Annotated in this window: 20 protein-coding genes; 10 read left to right on the top strand and 10 right to left on the bottom strand. The window is 65.4% G+C overall.

Features of this window, described 5'->3' with window-relative positions; all coding sequences use genetic code 11:
- Window positions 1–3: 3 nt before the first annotated feature.
- The 6 genes from RAZWK3B_RS08265 to RAZWK3B_RS08240 form a co-directional block, all read right to left on the bottom strand.
- Window positions 4–717 (bottom strand): alpha/beta fold hydrolase, encoded by a 714-nt coding sequence (locus RAZWK3B_RS08265; RefSeq protein WP_007814063.1) that lies wholly within the window; start codon window positions 715–717, stop codon window positions 4–6.
- Window positions 710–1501 (bottom strand): 3-oxoadipate enol-lactonase, encoded by a 792-nt coding sequence (pcaD, locus tag RAZWK3B_RS08260; protein WP_007814061.1) that lies wholly within the window; start codon window positions 1499–1501, stop codon window positions 710–712. Before pcaD ends, RAZWK3B_RS08265 begins: the two co-directional genes overlap by 8 nt.
- Window positions 1502–1882: 381 nt before the next feature.
- Window positions 1883–2317: a GAF domain-containing protein gene (locus RAZWK3B_RS08255; RefSeq protein WP_083799064.1), complete on the bottom strand. Its 435-nt coding sequence runs from the start codon at window positions 2315–2317 to the stop codon at window positions 1883–1885.
- Window positions 2318–2631: 314 nt separating this feature from the next.
- A complete protein-coding gene (locus RAZWK3B_RS08250) occupies window positions 2632–3615 on the bottom strand; it encodes a threonine ammonia-lyase (RefSeq protein WP_007814055.1) in 984 nt (327 codons plus the stop codon).
- Window positions 3612–4451: an alpha/beta fold hydrolase gene (locus RAZWK3B_RS08245; protein WP_007814053.1), complete on the bottom strand. Its 840-nt coding sequence runs from the start codon at window positions 4449–4451 to the stop codon at window positions 3612–3614. Before RAZWK3B_RS08245 ends, RAZWK3B_RS08250 begins: the two co-directional genes overlap by 4 nt.
- 2 nt (window positions 4452–4453) lie before the next feature.
- Window positions 4454–5140 (bottom strand): haloacid dehalogenase type II, encoded by a 687-nt coding sequence (locus RAZWK3B_RS08240; protein WP_007814051.1) that lies wholly within the window; start codon window positions 5138–5140, stop codon window positions 4454–4456.
- 191 nt (window positions 5141–5331) lie between these two features.
- Between RAZWK3B_RS08240 and RAZWK3B_RS08235 the strand changes: the two genes are divergently transcribed.
- Both RAZWK3B_RS08235 and RAZWK3B_RS08230 read left to right on the top strand, forming a co-directional pair.
- Complete coding sequence (locus RAZWK3B_RS08235; protein ID WP_007814049.1) at window positions 5332–5760, top strand: FKBP-type peptidyl-prolyl cis-trans isomerase; 429 nt, start codon at window positions 5332–5334, stop codon at window positions 5758–5760.
- Between the two features lie 186 nt (window positions 5761–5946).
- Window positions 5947–6558: a hypothetical protein gene (locus RAZWK3B_RS08230; RefSeq protein WP_007814047.1), complete on the top strand. Its 612-nt coding sequence runs from the start codon at window positions 5947–5949 to the stop codon at window positions 6556–6558.
- Window positions 6559–6593: 35 nt separating this feature from the next.
- Here the strand turns inward: RAZWK3B_RS08230 and RAZWK3B_RS08225 are convergent, their stop codons facing one another.
- A complete protein-coding gene (locus tag RAZWK3B_RS08225; protein ID WP_007814045.1) occupies window positions 6594–7583 on the bottom strand; it encodes an NADPH:quinone reductase in 990 nt (329 codons plus the stop codon).
- A gap of 56 nt (window positions 7584–7639) precedes the next feature.
- On the bottom strand, window positions 7640–8059 hold the full coding sequence (gene irrA / locus RAZWK3B_RS08220) for an iron response transcriptional regulator IrrA (RefSeq protein WP_007814043.1): 420 nt from the start codon (window positions 8057–8059) through the stop codon (window positions 7640–7642).
- 175 nt (window positions 8060–8234) lie between these two features.
- On the opposite strand from irrA, the gene fabA reads away from it, so the two are divergent.
- The 4 genes from fabA to RAZWK3B_RS08200 all read left to right on the top strand — a co-directional run bounded on the left by fabA (window position 8235) and on the right by RAZWK3B_RS08200 (window position 11237).
- On the top strand, window positions 8235–8744 hold the full coding sequence (gene fabA, locus RAZWK3B_RS08215; protein WP_007814040.1) for a bifunctional 3-hydroxydecanoyl-ACP dehydratase/trans-2-decenoyl-ACP isomerase: 510 nt from the start codon (window positions 8235–8237) through the stop codon (window positions 8742–8744).
- Window positions 8745–8774: 30 nt separating this feature from the next.
- Window positions 8775–10004 (top strand): beta-ketoacyl-ACP synthase I, encoded by a 1230-nt coding sequence (gene fabB, locus RAZWK3B_RS08210; protein WP_007814039.1) that lies wholly within the window; start codon window positions 8775–8777, stop codon window positions 10002–10004.
- 11 nt (window positions 10005–10015) lie between these two features.
- A complete protein-coding gene (locus RAZWK3B_RS08205; protein WP_007814037.1) occupies window positions 10016–10807 on the top strand; it encodes an enoyl-ACP reductase FabI in 792 nt (263 codons plus the stop codon).
- A gap of 112 nt (window positions 10808–10919) precedes the next feature.
- Window positions 10920–11237: a hypothetical protein gene (locus RAZWK3B_RS08200; RefSeq protein ID WP_007814036.1), complete on the top strand. Its 318-nt coding sequence runs from the start codon at window positions 10920–10922 to the stop codon at window positions 11235–11237.
- Between the two features lie 40 nt (window positions 11238–11277).
- Here RAZWK3B_RS08200 and RAZWK3B_RS08195 read toward each other — a convergent pair whose 3' ends face one another.
- Window positions 11278–12543, bottom strand: coding sequence for an MFS transporter (locus RAZWK3B_RS08195; RefSeq protein WP_007814034.1), 1266 nt, complete (start codon window positions 12541–12543; stop codon window positions 11278–11280).
- Between the two features lie 155 nt (window positions 12544–12698).
- The gene (locus RAZWK3B_RS08190; RefSeq protein ID WP_007814032.1) at window positions 12699–13568 is read right to left on the bottom strand and encodes a glycosyltransferase family protein; all 870 of its coding nucleotides are present in this window, start codon (window positions 13566–13568) and stop codon (window positions 12699–12701) included.
- A 106-nt stretch (window positions 13569–13674) separates the two neighbouring features.
- Here RAZWK3B_RS08190 and miaB point away from each other — a divergent pair, with 106 nt between their 5' ends.
- From miaB to RAZWK3B_RS08170, 4 genes are all read left to right on the top strand, one after another.
- The gene (gene miaB, locus RAZWK3B_RS08185; RefSeq protein ID WP_007814031.1) at window positions 13675–15015 is read left to right on the top strand and encodes a tRNA (N6-isopentenyl adenosine(37)-C2)-methylthiotransferase MiaB; all 1341 of its coding nucleotides are present in this window, start codon (window positions 13675–13677) and stop codon (window positions 15013–15015) included.
- A gap of 290 nt (window positions 15016–15305) precedes the next feature.
- The gene (locus RAZWK3B_RS08180; protein ID WP_007814029.1) at window positions 15306–15851 is read left to right on the top strand and encodes an OmpA family protein; all 546 of its coding nucleotides are present in this window, start codon (window positions 15306–15308) and stop codon (window positions 15849–15851) included.
- A gap of 13 nt (window positions 15852–15864) precedes the next feature.
- Window positions 15865–16164 (top strand): hypothetical protein, encoded by a 300-nt coding sequence (locus RAZWK3B_RS08175; RefSeq protein ID WP_007814027.1) that lies wholly within the window; start codon window positions 15865–15867, stop codon window positions 16162–16164.
- Between the two features lie 155 nt (window positions 16165–16319).
- Window positions 16320–16765, top strand: a 446-nt coding sequence (locus tag RAZWK3B_RS08170) for a PhoH family protein (protein WP_007814025.1), incomplete at its 3' end; no start/stop codon positions are given.

Raw genomic sequence — 16765 nt, 5'->3', positions numbered from 1 at the left:
CCGTCAGGTTTCCCGCGCGATCCGGTCCAGCAGGGCCGCCAGCCCTTTGGGATCGGCAAAGAACGGCGAATGACCAAGTGGCAGGGCGTACAGATCCTCGCTGGGCCAGCCGGCCGTCATCGCCTCCTGATATTCGGGCGGGATCGCGCGATCTTGCGTGCAGCGGATATAGGATTTCCTGACGCCCTCGTAATTGGCCCCCAGCCGGATCGGCGTCGCCTGCGGGCGGATCGCCTGAACGCACAGATGCTCGGCGGCATAGGCGACCGTACCCTCCGGACAATCGTGATAGAGCGCATCTTGGATCCGGTCCTCGCGAAAGACAAAGCCCAGACCATCCTCGGTCTTTTCGATCGCGGCCAGCAGCGGCTGGCGCGGCGCCTCCATCCGCATATCCACCAACGACAGCCCGTCCCGCGGCGCATAAGCGCATAGAAACACCAGCCTCTCGATCTTCTCGGGCGCCTTCTGGGCCGCCGCCGCAATGGCGAAACCCGCCATGGAATGCCCGACCACGAGGGCCGGCCGGTCCACTGCGGCAAGAACCGCGTCGGCATAGGCCTCCAGCGTGACCTCCTCGATGGGGCAGGGGCTCTGCCCATGCCCCGGCAAATCGATCGCCCGCACCCGGTGGCCGAAGCCGGCAAGCTCCGGCTTGAGGTCGCGCCAGCACCACGCCCCATGGCACGAGCCATGCACCAAAACGATCTCAGCCATGGCCGATCTCCCCAAGAAATTCCGTCAACACCTCGGCATAAACCTCTGGGCTGTCGACACAAGGCAGATGTCCCGCCTTTCGGATCAGCTCGAACTTCGCGCCGTGGATCAACTCCACGGTCTCGCGCACCAGATCAGGCGGCGTCGACCGATCCTCCGATCCCGCAATGCCAAGCGTCGGCAGGCGCAGCCCGCTGGTGGGCGTATAGAAATCCGTGCCCGCAATCGCCGCCGCACAGCCGATATATCCCTCCGCCGGGCAGCGTGTCAGCATGGTCCTCCACAGCGGAAAATCCGGATCGTGCTCGCGAAAGGCGCGCGAGAACCAGCGCTCCATCACCTCATCCGCCAGCGCCTCCAGCCCGCCCTGCCGGACCTGCTCGATCCGCTCCTGCCACATCCGCGGGTGACCGATCTTCGCCGCCGTGTTCGACAGCACCATTCCGCGCACCAGGTCCAGCCGCTTGACCGCCAGCCCCTGCGCGATCAGCCCGCCGATGGACAGCCCGACGAAGACGCAGTCGCGCACCCCCAGATGATCCAGAAGCCGCTCCGCATCGCGCACCAGAGCGCCCATCGCATAAGGCGTCGGCGGACACTCGCTCAGCCCATGCCCGCGCTTGTCATAGCGGATGATCCTCAGCCCCTCCGGCAAGCGCGGCACCACCGCATCCCAAAGCCTCAGGTCGGTGCCAAGCGCATTGGCAAAGACCACCGGCGCTCCGGCCGGATCTCCATCCTCCCGGTAATGCAGCCGCAGATCTCCCAGATCGGCCAGTGTCATGGGGCAGGTCTCCTCTTGGGTGCGCCGCCTACATGGCCGAGACTGCGCCACAGGGTCAAGCCACAGGGTCACGCCACAGGGTCGAGCCACTGGCCCTCGAGCCGCACCTCCCCATCTTCCCCTTCGCGCAGCCGCCACAGGTCCGGACCCGACCCGCCCGCACTTTCATCGTTCCTCAAATACTCCCGCCGGAGGCATCCCCCCGAACGGCAATCGGGCGCGGCCCGCCTCGCGCCGTACCCGATCCTTGTCTTGCTTCAGCCGTGCCTCAGAAAAAGCCTGGACTCGGACTTGCCCTGGAACAGTGGAGAGCACCAACTGAGGAACTATGAGGTATTCTAAGGGAGACGGGAACAGACCGACGCCGGAGTTTCGCCGCGATCAAGCCGTTGAACCCCTCGGTCTGATCGGCGCATCCATGCAGCTCATGCCGATATTTCGCGCCTGGAAATGCTGGTCCCGGTGAATGCTGAGCGGCCGGTTCTCCGCCAGACAGGTGCCGATGCCATTGGTCCCCTCGGCGGCTTCGCTCCAATCCGCGCCGGGCCGCAGCCCCCAGTCCCGAAACACCTGCGCATCGCCCTCCGCACAGCGCAGCTCCAGCACCACGCCTTCTGCATCGGTCAGCAGCACGCCACAGCCGGACCGGCCGATCAGGCCGAAAAGACTGTCCATCTGCGGCGCCGCAAGCTCCAGAAACGCGCCCTGCGCATCGCGCCGGTCGCGCAGCTCCTTCCCGGTCACCTGCCGCACCTCGCGCCGATGCGCCGGATCAAACCCATGCGCCCGGAACGACCGGTGCCAGGACGCGGCCAGCCGGGATCACGCCGCCGCTGACCCCGACGACAGCGTGCCGAGCACCCGCTCGATATGTTGGGCCATGCTCAGCATGGCGCGTGCTTCCACTCGCCGGGCCATATGCCCGCGCCTTGCCATATCTTGCGCATGAGCCCCTCCACGTCATCACCGCACAGGCGCAACGAAAGCCGGCTTGTCGCATTGATGTCGATGATCTGGCTCAAATCCGCGCCCCGGCCTGCACAGGCCGCCTGTTTCTTCTGGCGGCAAATATCCGGGGGTCCCCGGGGGGGCTGACCCCCCGGCCTCCGATCCGCGGCCTCCGCCGCCCGTCAGGCGTCCCCGTGCCGCTCCAGCGCGTGACGGAACAGCGCCGCATCCACATTGCCGCCGGTAATGACGCAGATCACCGCGTCGCCCTCGACGGCCTCGGGTCTCAGCAGCGCCGCCGCCAGCGCCACGGCGCCCCCCGGCTCGGCCACCAGCTTGAGCCTTGCAAAGGCCAGCGCCATCGCCTGCAGGGCCTCGTCCTCGCTGACCACCAGACCCGGACCGCACAGCCGTTGCAATATCGGAAAGGTCAGATCGCCGGGGCGTGGCGTCACGATCGCATCGCAGATCCCGCCCGACGTCTGCGCGTTCTCCACGATCCGGCCCTCTTTCAGTGATCTCGCCACATCGTCGAACCCCTCCGGCTCGCAGGGCCGCACCCGCAGGCCCGGCGCCTCGGCCTCGAGCGCCAGCGCAACGCCTGAGGTGAGCCCGCCACCGCCGCAGCACACCAGCACATCGGCCCGCTCCACACCGGCCGCGCGCACCTGCTCGGCGATCTCCAGCCCGCAGGTGCCTTGCCCCGCGATCACCTGTGGCTCGTCATAGGGCTTGATGAGCGTGAGGCCCCGCGCCTCGGTCAGCGCCGCACCGATCTCCTCGCGGCTCTCGCCGCCCGCACGATCATACAGCACCACCTCCGCACCAAGCGCGCGGGTATTGTCGATCTTCATGCGTGGCGCATCGGCGGGCATGATGATCACCGCCGGCACGCCGAATTGGCGCGCCGCCAGCGCCACGCCCTGCGCGTGATTGCCGCTGGAAAAGGCGATCACCCCGCGCGCCCGCAGCTCCGGCTCCAGCGCCGACACCGCCGCGCGCCCGCCGCGATACTTGAAACTGCCCGTATGTTGCAGGCATTCCGGCTTGACCAGAACCCGCCGTCCCGCGATCTCGTCCAGAAACGGTGAGGACAACAGCGGCGTGCGCCGCACATGCCCCTCGAGCCTTGCGGCGGCGGCGCGGATCATCGCGATATCGCTCATTTTGCCTGCTCCAGAACGGCGCGGATCGCGGCCAGGCTTTCCTCTTCATCCAGAAACGGCACATGGCCCCGATCCGGCACGGTCCGCGCGATCAGGCCGGGATGGCGCGCCGCCATCTTCTCCAGCGTCGCCTCGCTCAGCAGGTCCGAATTGGCGCCCCGGATCACCGCCAGCGGTGTGTGGCTCAGATGATCGAAGAGCGTCCACAGATCCGGGCCTTCGCCTGCGCCCGCCTGTCCCACCAGCGCGCGCCGCAACTCCGGATCATAGCGCAGTGCCAGCCCGCCGCCTGCGCGCTCCTCGAACATCGCTTCGGCCTGCGCCCGCCAGCGCTCCAGCGGCACGCCGGGAAAATCGCTTGCATGAACGGCTTTCAGCCGCTCGGCGGCGGTATTCAGATCGGGCAGGTCCGGCGTCTTGCCGACATAGTCCATGATCCGTGCGATCCCTTCGGCGCTCACCTCGGGGCCGATATCGTTGAGCACCACGCCCGCCAGCCTCTCGGCATGGCTCAGCGACAGCGCCATCGCGATCAGCCCGCCGCGCGAGGTGCCAATCAGTACGACCCTTTTCAGCCCAAGATGATCCAGCAGCTCCACCGCATCCTGCGCCTCGCGCACGATGTTGTAATTCATGCAATCGGCATCCCGGTCCGACAGGCCGCGCCCCCGGTAATCCATCCGGATCAGGCGGCAGTCGCGCAGATGCGGGGCCACGAAATCGAAATCGCGGGCATTGCGCGTGAGCCCCGCAAGGCAGAGCGCCGCCTGGGCGCCTCTGTCGCCCTCGTCCTCGTAATAAAGGCTCAGCCCATCGCTCGTGGTGAAACGTGCCATGCTCAGCCCACCGTCAGCTTCGGGATGTCGGTGAGATCCTTCAGGATGTGATGCGGGCGGGCGGGCAGGCGGTCCACCGGCTCGCCCGCGCGGTTGACCCATGCGGTCACAAAGCCGTATTCCGCCGCCGCCGCCGCATCCCAGCCGTTCGACGACACGAAAAGCACCTCGCCCGGCGCACAGCCGAACCGCGCGCCCACCATGTCATAGACCGCGCGCGCCGGCTTGAAGACGCCCACATCCTCGACCGACAGCACATCGTCCAAGCGATCGCCGATGCCAGCCGACGCGACAGCGCCCTGCAGCATCCCCGGCGAGCCGTTCGACAGGATCGCCGTGGCCTTGCCCTGCAGTTTCAGCGCGCTCAGCATCTCGGGCACCTCCGGATAGGCCGCCAGCTCGTGATAAAGCTGCAGCAGGCGCGCGCGCAGCTCGGCATCGCCCTCCAGCCCGCTGGCCTCCAACGCCCAGTCCAGCCCGTCTTGCGTCACATCCCAGAAATCGGTGTGCTGATCCATGACCGCGCGCAGCCAGGTGTATTGCAATTGCTTGAGCCGCCAATCCGCGGCGATTTTCGGCCAGTGCGTGGCGAATGTCTCTCGGCCCGGTTCATTGGCCGCGATCCGCGCGGCGGCGGCCACGTCGAAAAGCGTGCCATAGGCGTCGAAGATGCAGGTTGTGATAGCCATGAGCCCTCCGGTGTTGCGGGCCGAGACTGGCATGGATCGCCGCGCGCCGAAAGCCCATCTGTTCCCGTCAGCAGATGGTTTGCAATCCGTGGCGCGAGTCACTAGGCTTGCGGTTGAAACGCACAAGCACCCGCGCCAGATGCGCGGCCTTGCAAACCCACCCCCCTTCACGAACAAGATTGGAAAAACGCATGACGCAAGTCAAAGAGGGCGATACCGTCCGCATTCACTATACCGGCACCCTGACCGATGGCGCCACCTTCGACAGCTCCGAAGGTCGCGATCCGCTGGAATTCACCGTGGGCTCCGGTCAGATCATCCCTGGTCTCGATCAAGCCCTTCCCGGCATGGCCGTGGGCGACAAGAAAACCGTCGAAGTGCCCGCCGATCAGGCCTATGGCCATCCTGATCCCAACGCCCGCCAGGCGGTGCCGCGCGCCGACATCCCCGCCGACATCCCGCTCGATCTGGGCACCCAGCTTCAGGTGCAGACCCCTCAGGGACAGGTCATGCCGGTGACCGTGATCGAAGTGACCGAAGACCAAGTGACGCTCGACGCCAACCACCCGCTTGCCGGCAAGGACCTCACCTTCGCCATCGAACTGGTCGAAATCGCCTGATCCCGGCGATCACGGCGCGGCACCAACCGTTTCGTCCCGGCGCGTGCAGTCAGCTGCGCGCGCCGGTGTCGTTTCGGCGCTCCGCGCAGCCTTTCGAGCAACCGGCGCGACCGCCGCCCAAAAGGCTGGCCACGGCCCACGTGCCTCGCTACCCTGTGCTCCCCGCACCCAGCCGGAGAGCCGCCCATGACATCGCCCGCCGAAACCCTGCTCGCCCGCATCCGCGAGCTTCAGGACGAGCTCGAGCAGGACCTCCACCGCCGCCGCGAGGCGTTCCGCTACCGGCTCGAAAATGGCCGTGTCGTGTTCGAAAAAGACATCCGCGCGCGGCACCGCGCCCTGCGCGTCGGGCTCGCGACCTTCCTGCGCGGCACGCGACCCATGGTGCTGCTCACCGCACCGGCGATCTACAGCCTGATCGTGCCGTTCGTGCTGCTCGATCTGCTGGTGTCGCTCTATCAGGCGCTCTGCTTTCCGGTCTACGGTATCGAAAAGGTCCGGCGCCGCGATTTCATCCGCATCGACCGCCACCATCTTGCCTATCTCAATGCGCTGCAAAAGCTGAACTGCATCTATTGCGGCTATTGCAACGGGCTGATCGGCTATGTGCAGGAGGTCGCAGGCCGCACCGAGGCCTATTGGTGCCCGATAAAACACGCCGCCCGCATCGGCTCTTATCACGCCTATTACGCGCAATTCGTCGATTACGGCGATGCCGAAGGGTTCGAGGCCGGGCTGTCCGCCGCGCGCCAGCACATCACCCGTCCGGGTCTGTCGGGCCTTGGCCCCAAGCCGTGACCGGCACGCTTTGACCGCTGCGCCGCGCCCGGTTCTCAGCCAAGCTCCAGCAGCACGGCACCCGCGCGCCCCGGCGTCATCACCGCATCCTGAGCCTCTGCGCAGGCCTCCAGCGGGAAGGTCGCGCCGATCTCGGGCCTCAGCGCGCCTGCCTCAAGCGCCTCATGCAGCTTGGCGATCATCGCCTGACGCTCGGGCAGGGGCAGAATATAGATCAGCGTGATGTCGATCTTCAGCGCCTTGAAGAGGTACGGCCCGAACGGCAGGGCAGGGGCCATGTCCTTGCCCGACCCATAGGCCGCAATCGTGCCAAGCGGCGCCATCACTTGCGCCAGAAGGGGGGCGTTCACGCCAAACTCCACCTCGATGGCGCGCGCCACGCCCTGGCCCCCCGTCGTGTCCATGATCTTCGCGGCAAGGTCGGGATCGGCATAGTCGAACACATGCGCAGCCCCCGCGTCGCGCACCCGGTCCATGGCCCCAGCCGAAGACGTGGCGATCACCTGTGCCCCCGCCCATGCCGCCAGTTGCACCGCGTTATGCCCCACAGCCCCCGCGCCGCCGGAAATCAGCAGCGTCTTGCCCGCCACATCGCCACCGCCGAACACCGTCTGACAGGCCGTCAGCCCCGGAATACCCAAACTCGCCCCGACCTCAAGGCTCACCGCCTCGGGCAGGGGCACCGCCTGCGCTTGCGGCAGGGCGATATACTCGGCGGCGGTACCAAAAGCGCGCTGCCACTGGCCGTTCCAGATCCAGACCCGCTCGCCGATCCGGGCGTGGTCCACACCATCGCCCACCGCCTCGATGACGCCCGCGCCATCGGAATGGGGAATGATTCGATCAAAGGGCGGTTTCGTGATACCGGGCCGGCCGCCCGCGCGGGCCTTCGCATCCGACGGGTTCACCCCGGAAAAGGTCAGCCTGACCAGCACCTCTCCCGGTCCCGGCTTGGGCGTGTCGACGTCCTCCAGCGCCAGAACCTCATCGGCCGGCCCGAAATGCGAATAGCTCACGGCGCGCATCGGCATCCTTTCCCAGATCCCTCGACCCTTCGGCCCGGTTCGTCAGTCCTGAAATCTCAGCTCTTGCGCCGCAGACGGATCACCACATCGACACTGGCGATCTCGGCCCCTTCGGGCGCTTGCGGCAATTGCGCGATCTGCAACTGATCCGACGGCGCATCGGTCAGACGATTCTCGTCTTCCCAGAAGAAATGCGGATGGTCATGCGTGTTGGTGTCGAAATAGCTTTTCGAGCCGTCCACGGTGACTTCCTGAATAAGCCCCGCATCGCAAAACGCCCGCAGCGTGTTGTAGACCGTGGCCAGCGACACCCGCTCACCGCGCTTTTGCGCTTCCGCGAAAAGGCTCTCTGCCGTGACATGCCGATGATGCCCATCCCCCACCAGCATCGTGGCCAGCGCCATGCGCTGCCGCGTCGGTCGCAGGCCGGCATCCGTCAGCCACCTGATCTCCCGGCCTGTTGCTTGATGTGTCATGTAAGCCTCAATTCGTCTCGTCATTTCGGAATATAGGGCGGCATCCCCCCATATTTCAAATAAATTCCATCACCCCGCGACGCTGTCGCACGGCTCTGACAGGCTTGCAACGGGCTTTGGCCCGGTGATACAGGGTTTGCAACCGAACCCTAAAGCTACGAAAGGGGCCGCCTGCATGGCCGATTATCCGAGCCGCTTCGACCGCGACGACCTGCTCAAATGCGCAAGGGGCGAGCTTTTCGGCCCCGGCAACGCCCAACTTCCCGAACCGCCCATGCTGATGATGGACCGGATCACCGATATCTCGGCGGATGGCGGCGCGCATGGCAAGGGTCACGTTGTGGCCGAGTTCGACATCCATCCTGACCTATGGTTCTTCGAATGCCACTTCCCCGGAAACCCGATCATGCCCGGCTGTCTGGGCCTTGACGGGCTTTGGCAGCTCACCGGCTTCAATCTGGGCTGGCGCGGCTGGCCGGGGCGCGGCTATGCGCTTGGCGTGGGCGAGGTCAAGCTGACCGGCATGGTTCGCCCCGACCGCAAGATGCTGACCTATTACGTGGATTTCACGAAAGCCGTGCAAACCAGACGCCTGACCATGGGCGTCGCCGATGGCCGGGTCGAAGCCGACGGCGAAGTGATATATCAGGTCAAGGACATGAAAGTCGCCTTGTCGGAAAACTGAACCCACGCTTGAATACAAGGAGTGCGCAACATGCGTCGCGTCGTCGTCACGGGTCTGGGGATCGTCTCATCCATCGGCAACACTGCCTCCGAGGTGCTGGCCGCCCTCAAGGCGGGCACGTCGGGCATCGAGGCCAGCCCCGAAATGCAGGAACATGGCTTTCGCTCACAGGTGGCGGGCACGCTCAAGATCGACGTGACCGAGCATGTGGACAAGCGCACCCTGCGCTTCATGGGGCCGGGCGCGGCCTATGCCCATATCGCCATGGGGCAGGCCATCGCCGATGCCGGCCTGACCGAGGCCGACATCGTCAATCCGCGCACCGGGCTTGTCGCCGGATCGGGCGGGCCGTCCACCTCGGCGATGCTCGCGGCGCATCAGACCGTGCTCGAAAAGGGCAGCCCCAAGCGCATCGGGCCCTTCGCCGTGCCCAAATGCATGTCTTCCACGATCTCGGCCAATCTCAGCACCGCCTACCGCATCAAGGGGATCAACTACTCGATCACCTCGGCCTGCTCGACCTCTTTGCATTGCATCGGCAATGCCGCCGAACAGATCATGATGGGCAAACAGGACGTGATGTTCGCCGGCGGCGGCGAGGAACTGGACTGGACCCTGTCCTGCCTCTTCGACGCGATGGGCGCGATGAGCTCCAAATATAACGACACGCCCCAGCGGGCGAGCCGCGCCTTTGATGCCGACCGCGACGGTTTCGTGATTTCGGGCGGCGGCGGGATCGTCGTGCTCGAGGATCTCGACCACGCCCTGGCCCGTGGTGCGAAAATCTATGCCGAGGTGACCGGCTACGGTGCCACCTCTGACGGCGCCGACATGGTCGCCCCCTCGGGCGAGGGCGGCGAGCGCGCGATGCGCCTTGCGCTCAGCACCCTGCCCGAAGGCCGCAAGGTGAGCTATATCAACGCGCATGGCACCTCGACCCCCGTGGGCGATGTGGGCGAGGTTCAGTCCGTGCGCCGCATCTTCGGCGAAGGCAGCACCCCGCCGATCAGCTCGACCAAGTCGATGACAGGTCACAGCCAGGGCGCCACCGGCGCACAAGAGGCGATCTATTGCCTTCTGGCTCTGGACAATGACTTCATCATTCCTTCGATCAACGTCGAAACCCTCGATCCCGCGCTGCACGCCTCCGAAATCGCGACCGCGCGCATCGACAATGCGGGGCTCGACACGGTGATGACCAACAGCTTCGGCTTCGGCGGCACCAACGGCTCCATGCTTCTCAGCAAATTTCACGGGTAGGGTATCGTCACATGAGCAATTCGATGCAGGGCAAGCGCGGCCTCGTCATGGGAGTGGCCAATGACCGCTCCATCGCCTGGGGCATCGCGAACGCGATGCACAAGGCCGGCGCGGAACTGGCCTTCTCCTATCAGGGCGAGGCTTTTGGCAAACGCGTCGAGCCGTTGGCCGCAAGTGTCGGCTCGGACCTGCTGCTCGACGTGGACGTGACCGATGACGCCTCTCTCGATGCGGCCTTCTCGACCCTGGCCGCGACATGGCCCACCATCGATTTCGTGGTCCATGCCATCGCCTATTCCGACAAGTCCGAACTGACCGGCCGCTTCATGAACACCAGCCGCGCCAACTTCATGCACAGCCTTGAAATCTCGGCCTATTCCTTCATCGACGTGGCGCGCCGCGCCTATCCGATGATGCAGCAGAACGGCGGCACGCTCTTGACGCTGACCTATCAGGGCTCCAACAAGGTCGTGCCGAATTACAACGTGATGGGCGTGGCCAAGGCGGCGCTCGAATCCGCGACGCGGTATCTCGCCAATGATCTCGGCCCCGACGGCATCCGCGTCAACGCGATCTCTCCCGGCCCGATGAAGACGCTGGCCGGCGCGGCCATCGGCGGCGCGCGCAAGACCTACAAGCACACCGATCTCAACGCCCCCCTGCGCGCCAATGCCACGCTCGAGGCGATTGGCGGCACGGCGGTCTATCTGGCCTCGGATGCCGGCGCCTGCACCTCGGGCGAGGTGATCCATGTCGATGGCGGCTATCACGTGCTGGGCATGCCCCAAGCCGAAAATCTCTGAGACCGAAAACCTCTGTGACCGCCGCGGTTTGCGGGCATCCTGCCCGCCTACCGCTTCCTTTTTGCCGGGATTGAGCCATGGAATCGCCACGCTTCGCGGTGATCCTCGGCGCATGGAACCACAAGTCATTTTTCAGACGCCCATTCCCCGAGAGGATCTTTACGCGGCCCGATCCCACCGCGCCAGACGTCTGGCAGGCTGGGTGAAACTGACGCTCTTCGCCTGCGTCCTGACCGCGATCTGGCAGGAAAAGGCGCTCGCCCCTCCGGTCCATGACAAGATGCAGGATGTGGCCGCTCTCGCCTCCTCGGCGCTCGGCGGCTCGCAGAATGTCCAGTCCTATCTGTCCATGGCGACCACGACGTTGCCCTCCATGAATGACGGCGAAATGGATCCGGTCAGCACGCTGGTGCGCAAGCTGCGCCAGTAACGCGCCGCACCGGACCGGGCCGCCGTAGGGCAGGGCGTCCTTACGCCACCCCCTCGGCCTCCCGCTCGGCCTCGGCCTGCTCGGCGGCCCATGCGCCCGCCGCCTCCACCGCCACGGGTGTGGCCGTGGGCAACACGCCCAGATAGCTTTCGGTCTCGTCCACCGGCCCAGGCGCGCGCTGCGTCATCCGGTAAAGCGCATAGCCCGCGATCACCCCGAACACCGCCGCCAGCACCAGCCAGAAGGCGAACGGCCCGCCCCCTTGCATCGCCCAGCCCGCGATCAGCGGCCCCGCGATCGCCCCCAGCCCGAAGGTAAAGACCAGACCGCCCGACGCCGCCGGCATGTCCTCGGCATCCAGCGCATCATTGGTATAGGCCAGCAGCAGCGCATAAAGCGGCGTCGTCACGCCACCCGCTAGAAACGCCGACGCCATCAGCGCCCACAAATCGCCCTCCGTGGCCCAGCCCAGCCCGCAGGCCGCAGCCCCCAGCACCGCCGACCCAAGGATCAGCCGCCGCCGGTCCATCCGGTCCGACAGCCAGCCGATGGGATATTGCAGCACCAAGGCCCCGGCAAAAAGCATGGCCACGAACAGCGATACCTGCGCCGCACTCATCCCGATCTGCGTGGCAAAGACAGCCCCCATGCCCGATTGCGTGGCATAGACCCCGCCCAGCAGGAAAATCCCCACCGTCCCAAGCGGCGATCCCGCATAAAGCGCCTTCAGCCCCATGGGCCGTGTGACCGCCGCCGCTGGCACCGGGGTCGCCGCCAGCAGGATCGGCGTCAGCGACAGCGACACAAGGATCGACGCCCCGATGAACAGCCCCGCACCCGCCGCATCCCCAAGGTTCAGCAGCCCTTGCGCGCCGATGATGCCAAGCGTCTGCGCCATCATGTAAGCCGACAGCACGCCGCCCCGCGTCTCGTTGGTCGCGGCATTGTTCAGCCAGCTTTCAGCGGTGACGTAAACGCCCGAAATGCAGAACCCCACCAGCAGCCTCAGGATGGTCCAGGCCCATGGCTCGGTCAGCAGCGGAAACGCGATCAACCCCGCCGACATCAGGCTGCCAAGCGCTGCGAAGACCCGCACATGCCCCACCTGACGGATCAGCCCCGGCGCCAGCCGCGCGCCCGACAGAAAGCCCACGAAATACCCCGAGGTGACAATCGCTAGTTCCGCCGAGGAAAACGCCTCGATCCCGCCGCGCAGGCCGATCAGCGTGAAATGCATGCCGTTGCCCAGCATGATGAAGACAATGCCCAGCAACAAGGACCAGACACCTGACAAGACCTGGATCATCGCGCATCCTTTCAGATCACGTGGCCGCTTTGGTCTCCTCCCTGATCCCGGCGTAACCCCGATGCGCGCCGCCTGTCCGTGCCACAGCGCCGCTTGGATGCGCAATTGCGACCGATTGCGTCGCTCGCGGCCACCCGCGCCCTTGCCTCAGCCCCTCAGAACCACTGGCCCGGCTCCATCAGGCCAAGGTCCAGCAATTGGCGCGAATGCCACTCGAACGGCGTGGAATTGTGCCATTTGAAGGTGTGGATATCAAAGGTTGATCCCGGGTTGCGCTTGAGCGCCTTGGCGGTGCGGAACGACACGATCGCCGCCGTCAGGTTGTGATGCCAGGAGCACGCATAGGTGTTGTATTCCTCGTCCGTGAAGGTGTGATCGGCGCGCAGGTTCACGCCTTGTTTGGCGCGGAACAAGGCGACGCGGTCGATCTTGCGGCGCGCGGCGGGGATATGCTCCTCATAGCGCCAGCGCAGCCCGCCGAAGAAATCGAGCTGCCGTTCCTTGGGATGGTTGTGATTGGCCGGATCATTGCGCGCCAGCGCATAATATCCCGACCTGTCCAGATGCGCATCCTCCAGCGACACCGCATCTGGATGCGCCGCAAGATCACCCGCATAAAGATCGACCACGTAGCTCAGCATCGCGTCGCGCCGTTCCTCGGTATGAAAGGCCAGCATCTCGCCCACGCTGCGGGTCTCGCAGAACGGAAAGAACAGATATTCGGCATTGAAGCAGTAATACATCCAGATGCCCGGCGCCGCCGCGATCAACCTGTTGATGACCTCCACATGATCGCCCATCGCCATCACGCTATGGTCGATCCGGTGCACCAGCGCCTCCACATCAGGCGGCAGATCGAATTCCGCCGGCATCACCACCAGCACCTCGCGAAACCCCAGAGCCAGATGATGCCTGAGCGTCGAGCCCACCTCGACCCGGTCCTCGACCAGCACCACCGCCACCGGACCTTTCGCCAGCGCCTCCGCCCCACGTTTCAAAAAATCGTTCAGACCAGTATACCGCATCGCACTCATCCGTTTTGCGCGCAGACTCCGTCAATTCGTCCTCCATTGCAAGACACCCCTGATCTGATGTAGGTCAGCGCCCTGTAACAACGCGGGAGCGCGGTCCATGTCCGGGGCGAAGAAACTCTACATCAAGACCTATGGTTGTCAGATGAACGTCTATGACAGCGAGCGCATGGCCGAGGCCATGGGCAGCGCGGGCTATGTGGAAACCGATACGCCCGACGACGCCGACATGATCCTGCTCAACACCTGCCATATCCGCGAGAAAGCCGCGGAAAAGGTCTATTCCGAACTCGGCCGCTTCCGCCCCCTCAAGGACGCCCGCCCCGATCTCAAGATCGGCGTGGCCGGCTGCGTGGCGCAGGCCGAGGGCGACGAGATCATGCGCCGCCAGCCGCTGGTCGATCTGGTGGTCGGGCCGCAATCCTATCACCGCCTGCCGCAGCTCGAGGCGCAGACCCGCACCGGCGCGCGCGCCCTCGACACCGATTTTCCGCTCGACGACAAGTTCGAGGCGCTGAAAACCCGTGGCCCCAAGGCCAGCCGCGGCCCCACCGCCTTTCTCACCGTGCAGGAAGGCTGCGACAAGTTCTGCGCCTTCTGCGTCGTGCCCTATACCCGCGGCGCCGAAGCCAGTCGCCCCGCCGCCCGCATCCTCGACGAGGCGCGCGAGCTTGTGGATCGCGGCGTGCGCGAAATCACCCTGCTGGGCCAGAACGTCAACGCCTATCACGGCACTGGCCCCGACGGCTCGGACTGGTCGCTCGCCCGGCTGATCTGGGCGCTCGACGCCATCGACGGGCTCGAGCGTATCCGCTTCACCACCTCGCATCCCAACGACATGGCCGATGACCTGATCGAGGCCCACGCCTCCTGCGCCAAGCTGATGCCCTACCTGCATCTGCCCGTGCAATCCGGCTCCGACCGCATCCTCAAGCGAATGAACCGCAAGCATACCGCCGAAAGCTATCTGCGCCTGATCGAGCGCATCCGCGCCGCGCGCCCCGATATCCTGATGTCGGGCGATTTCATCGTCGGCTTCCCCGAAGAGACCGAGGCCGATTTTCAGGCCACCATGGACCTGATCGAAGAGGTGAAATACGGCTACGCCTATTCCTTCAAATATTCCACGCGCCCCGGCACCCCCGCCGCCGAACGCGCGCAACTGGACGAAGACGTGAAGACAGACCGTCTGCACCGGCTTCAGGCCCGCATCACCCATCACCAGCGCGCCATCCAGGATGCGATGGTCGGGCGCACCGTGGGCGTGCTCTTCGAAAAGCCCGGCCGCCTGCCGGGGCAGATGGTCGGCAAATCCGACTACCTGCATGCCGTGCATGTCGCCGATTGCCCGCTCCAGCCCGGCGATCTGGCCCGGGTCGAGATCACCGAAAGCGGCTCCAATTCGCTCGCCGGCAGGCTGGTTGCGCCCTCCGGGGCCTGATCCGCGCCGCCGTCTGGCCCATCGGCGCTGGCCTCGCCCGTTTTCCACCGGACAACCGCAGGGCGTAGTGGTGCCGCGCCTTGCGGGCAAATGTGGCGGATTTCAGGCACTGTTTCCAAATTCAACACAATATATGGGGTTTTTCACTTCACTTTGTCCGCAAAGTTGGTAATCTCCCTAAATTGACTACTGTGATAGCCGTTTTGGGTGTGAGTGCGTTCCCGGTCTCGGGAACCCGGTTAAAGAGGGACAGGGCTGTGACACGACAGTTTCCGCAAAATATTAAATCTATGGTCGGTGGTCTGGCCGCGGCAGCACTCGCGCTGCTGGTCTTCACCGATGCAGGCCTGGCGCAACAGGGCCAGCGCATCGTCAAGGGCGAGGTCTATCAGCCCGGCATCTGGGTCGATCCCGATGGCTGCGAGCATTGGGTGATGGATGATGGCGCCGAAGGCTACATGACCCCGCATGTCACCCGTCAGGGCATCCCGGTCTGCCGCACGGCCAATCTGTGCGGGACCGTCAACACCGACCAGTATTTCGCCACTGACAGCGCCCGCTTGGGCCATTCGGCCCGCCAGAACCTCGCGAATTTCTTCGCCAGCACCGGCGCTGTCTCCTACACGATCGTCGGCCATACCGACAGCCGCGCCTCTGATGAATACAACATGGACCTGTCGCTGCGCCGCGCCAACGCCGTGGCCTCTGTCGCGCGCAGCACCGGCGCCCGGATCGCCGATGTGCGCGGCATGGGCGAACGTGCGCCCAAGGCGTCGAACAATACGGCGGCGGGCATGGCCGCCAATCGCCGCGTCGAAATCCTGTGCTGGCGCTGAAGGAGGCGGACCAATGACAAAACTCAAACTCATCGCAGCGATCCCCGTGGCGTGCCTTCTGTCGGCTTGCGCTGTCGGCCCCGACAAATCGCGGGACACCGGCCTCTTCGACCGCAAGTCCCTGAGCCAGCTTCAGGCCGGCATCTGGGTCGATCCCAACGGCTGTGACCACTGGATCATCGATGACGGCCTCGAAGGCTACCTGTCGCAGCGGCTCGACAAATACGGCAAGCCGGTCTGTTCCGGCTCGGCCCCGCCCACGGTCGCCACCGGCGATTTCAAGGGCGGCTCACCTCTCTTCGACCCGGTCTGACAAGCCCCTCGGCGCGATCGTGCCGCGAAATCCAGCCGCAGGCCCCCGCCTGCGGCTTTTTTCGTCACGGTTCGATGACATTTTGCGCAAGGCGCTTGCACCTGCCCCCGGCTCTTGGCACGATCCCTCCAGACCCTCGCCCGCAGGAGATGTTATTGGTTACCACCCAGCTGCCCACCCCCCCGGATCCCGACGCGCTGCATGAAGCGGTTGTGGAATTTCCCGACAATCGGCTGCTGATCGATCTGTGCGGTGAATATGACCGCCATCTGGCTGATATCGAACAGAAAATGAGCGTGCAGATCCTGCGCCGTGGCAATCAGCTCGTGGTGGTCGGCGCCGCCATTGCCGCGCGTGACACGATCGAGGTGCTGCAGGCGCTCTATCAGCGGCTCGAATCCGGCAAGCCCGTCGGCCCGGGCGATGTGGACCGCGAATTGCGCATGGGCGCCGATCTCGATGGCTCCGCCACCCGCGACGGCGACCAGCTCGAAATGTTCAAGGGCGGCCCGGTCGAGATCAAGACCCGCAAGAAACTGGTCGAACCGCGCACCGACGCGCAAAAAGCCTATGTCAAATCGCTCTTCGCCCATGAAATGGC

It is taken from the genome of Roseobacter sp. AzwK-3b (genome assembly GCF_000170875.1).
GTDB classification, from domain to species: Bacteria; Pseudomonadota; Alphaproteobacteria; order Rhodobacterales; family Rhodobacteraceae; genus Roseovarius; species Roseovarius litoreus.
This window is presented reverse-complemented; position numbering and strand designations above follow the sequence as displayed.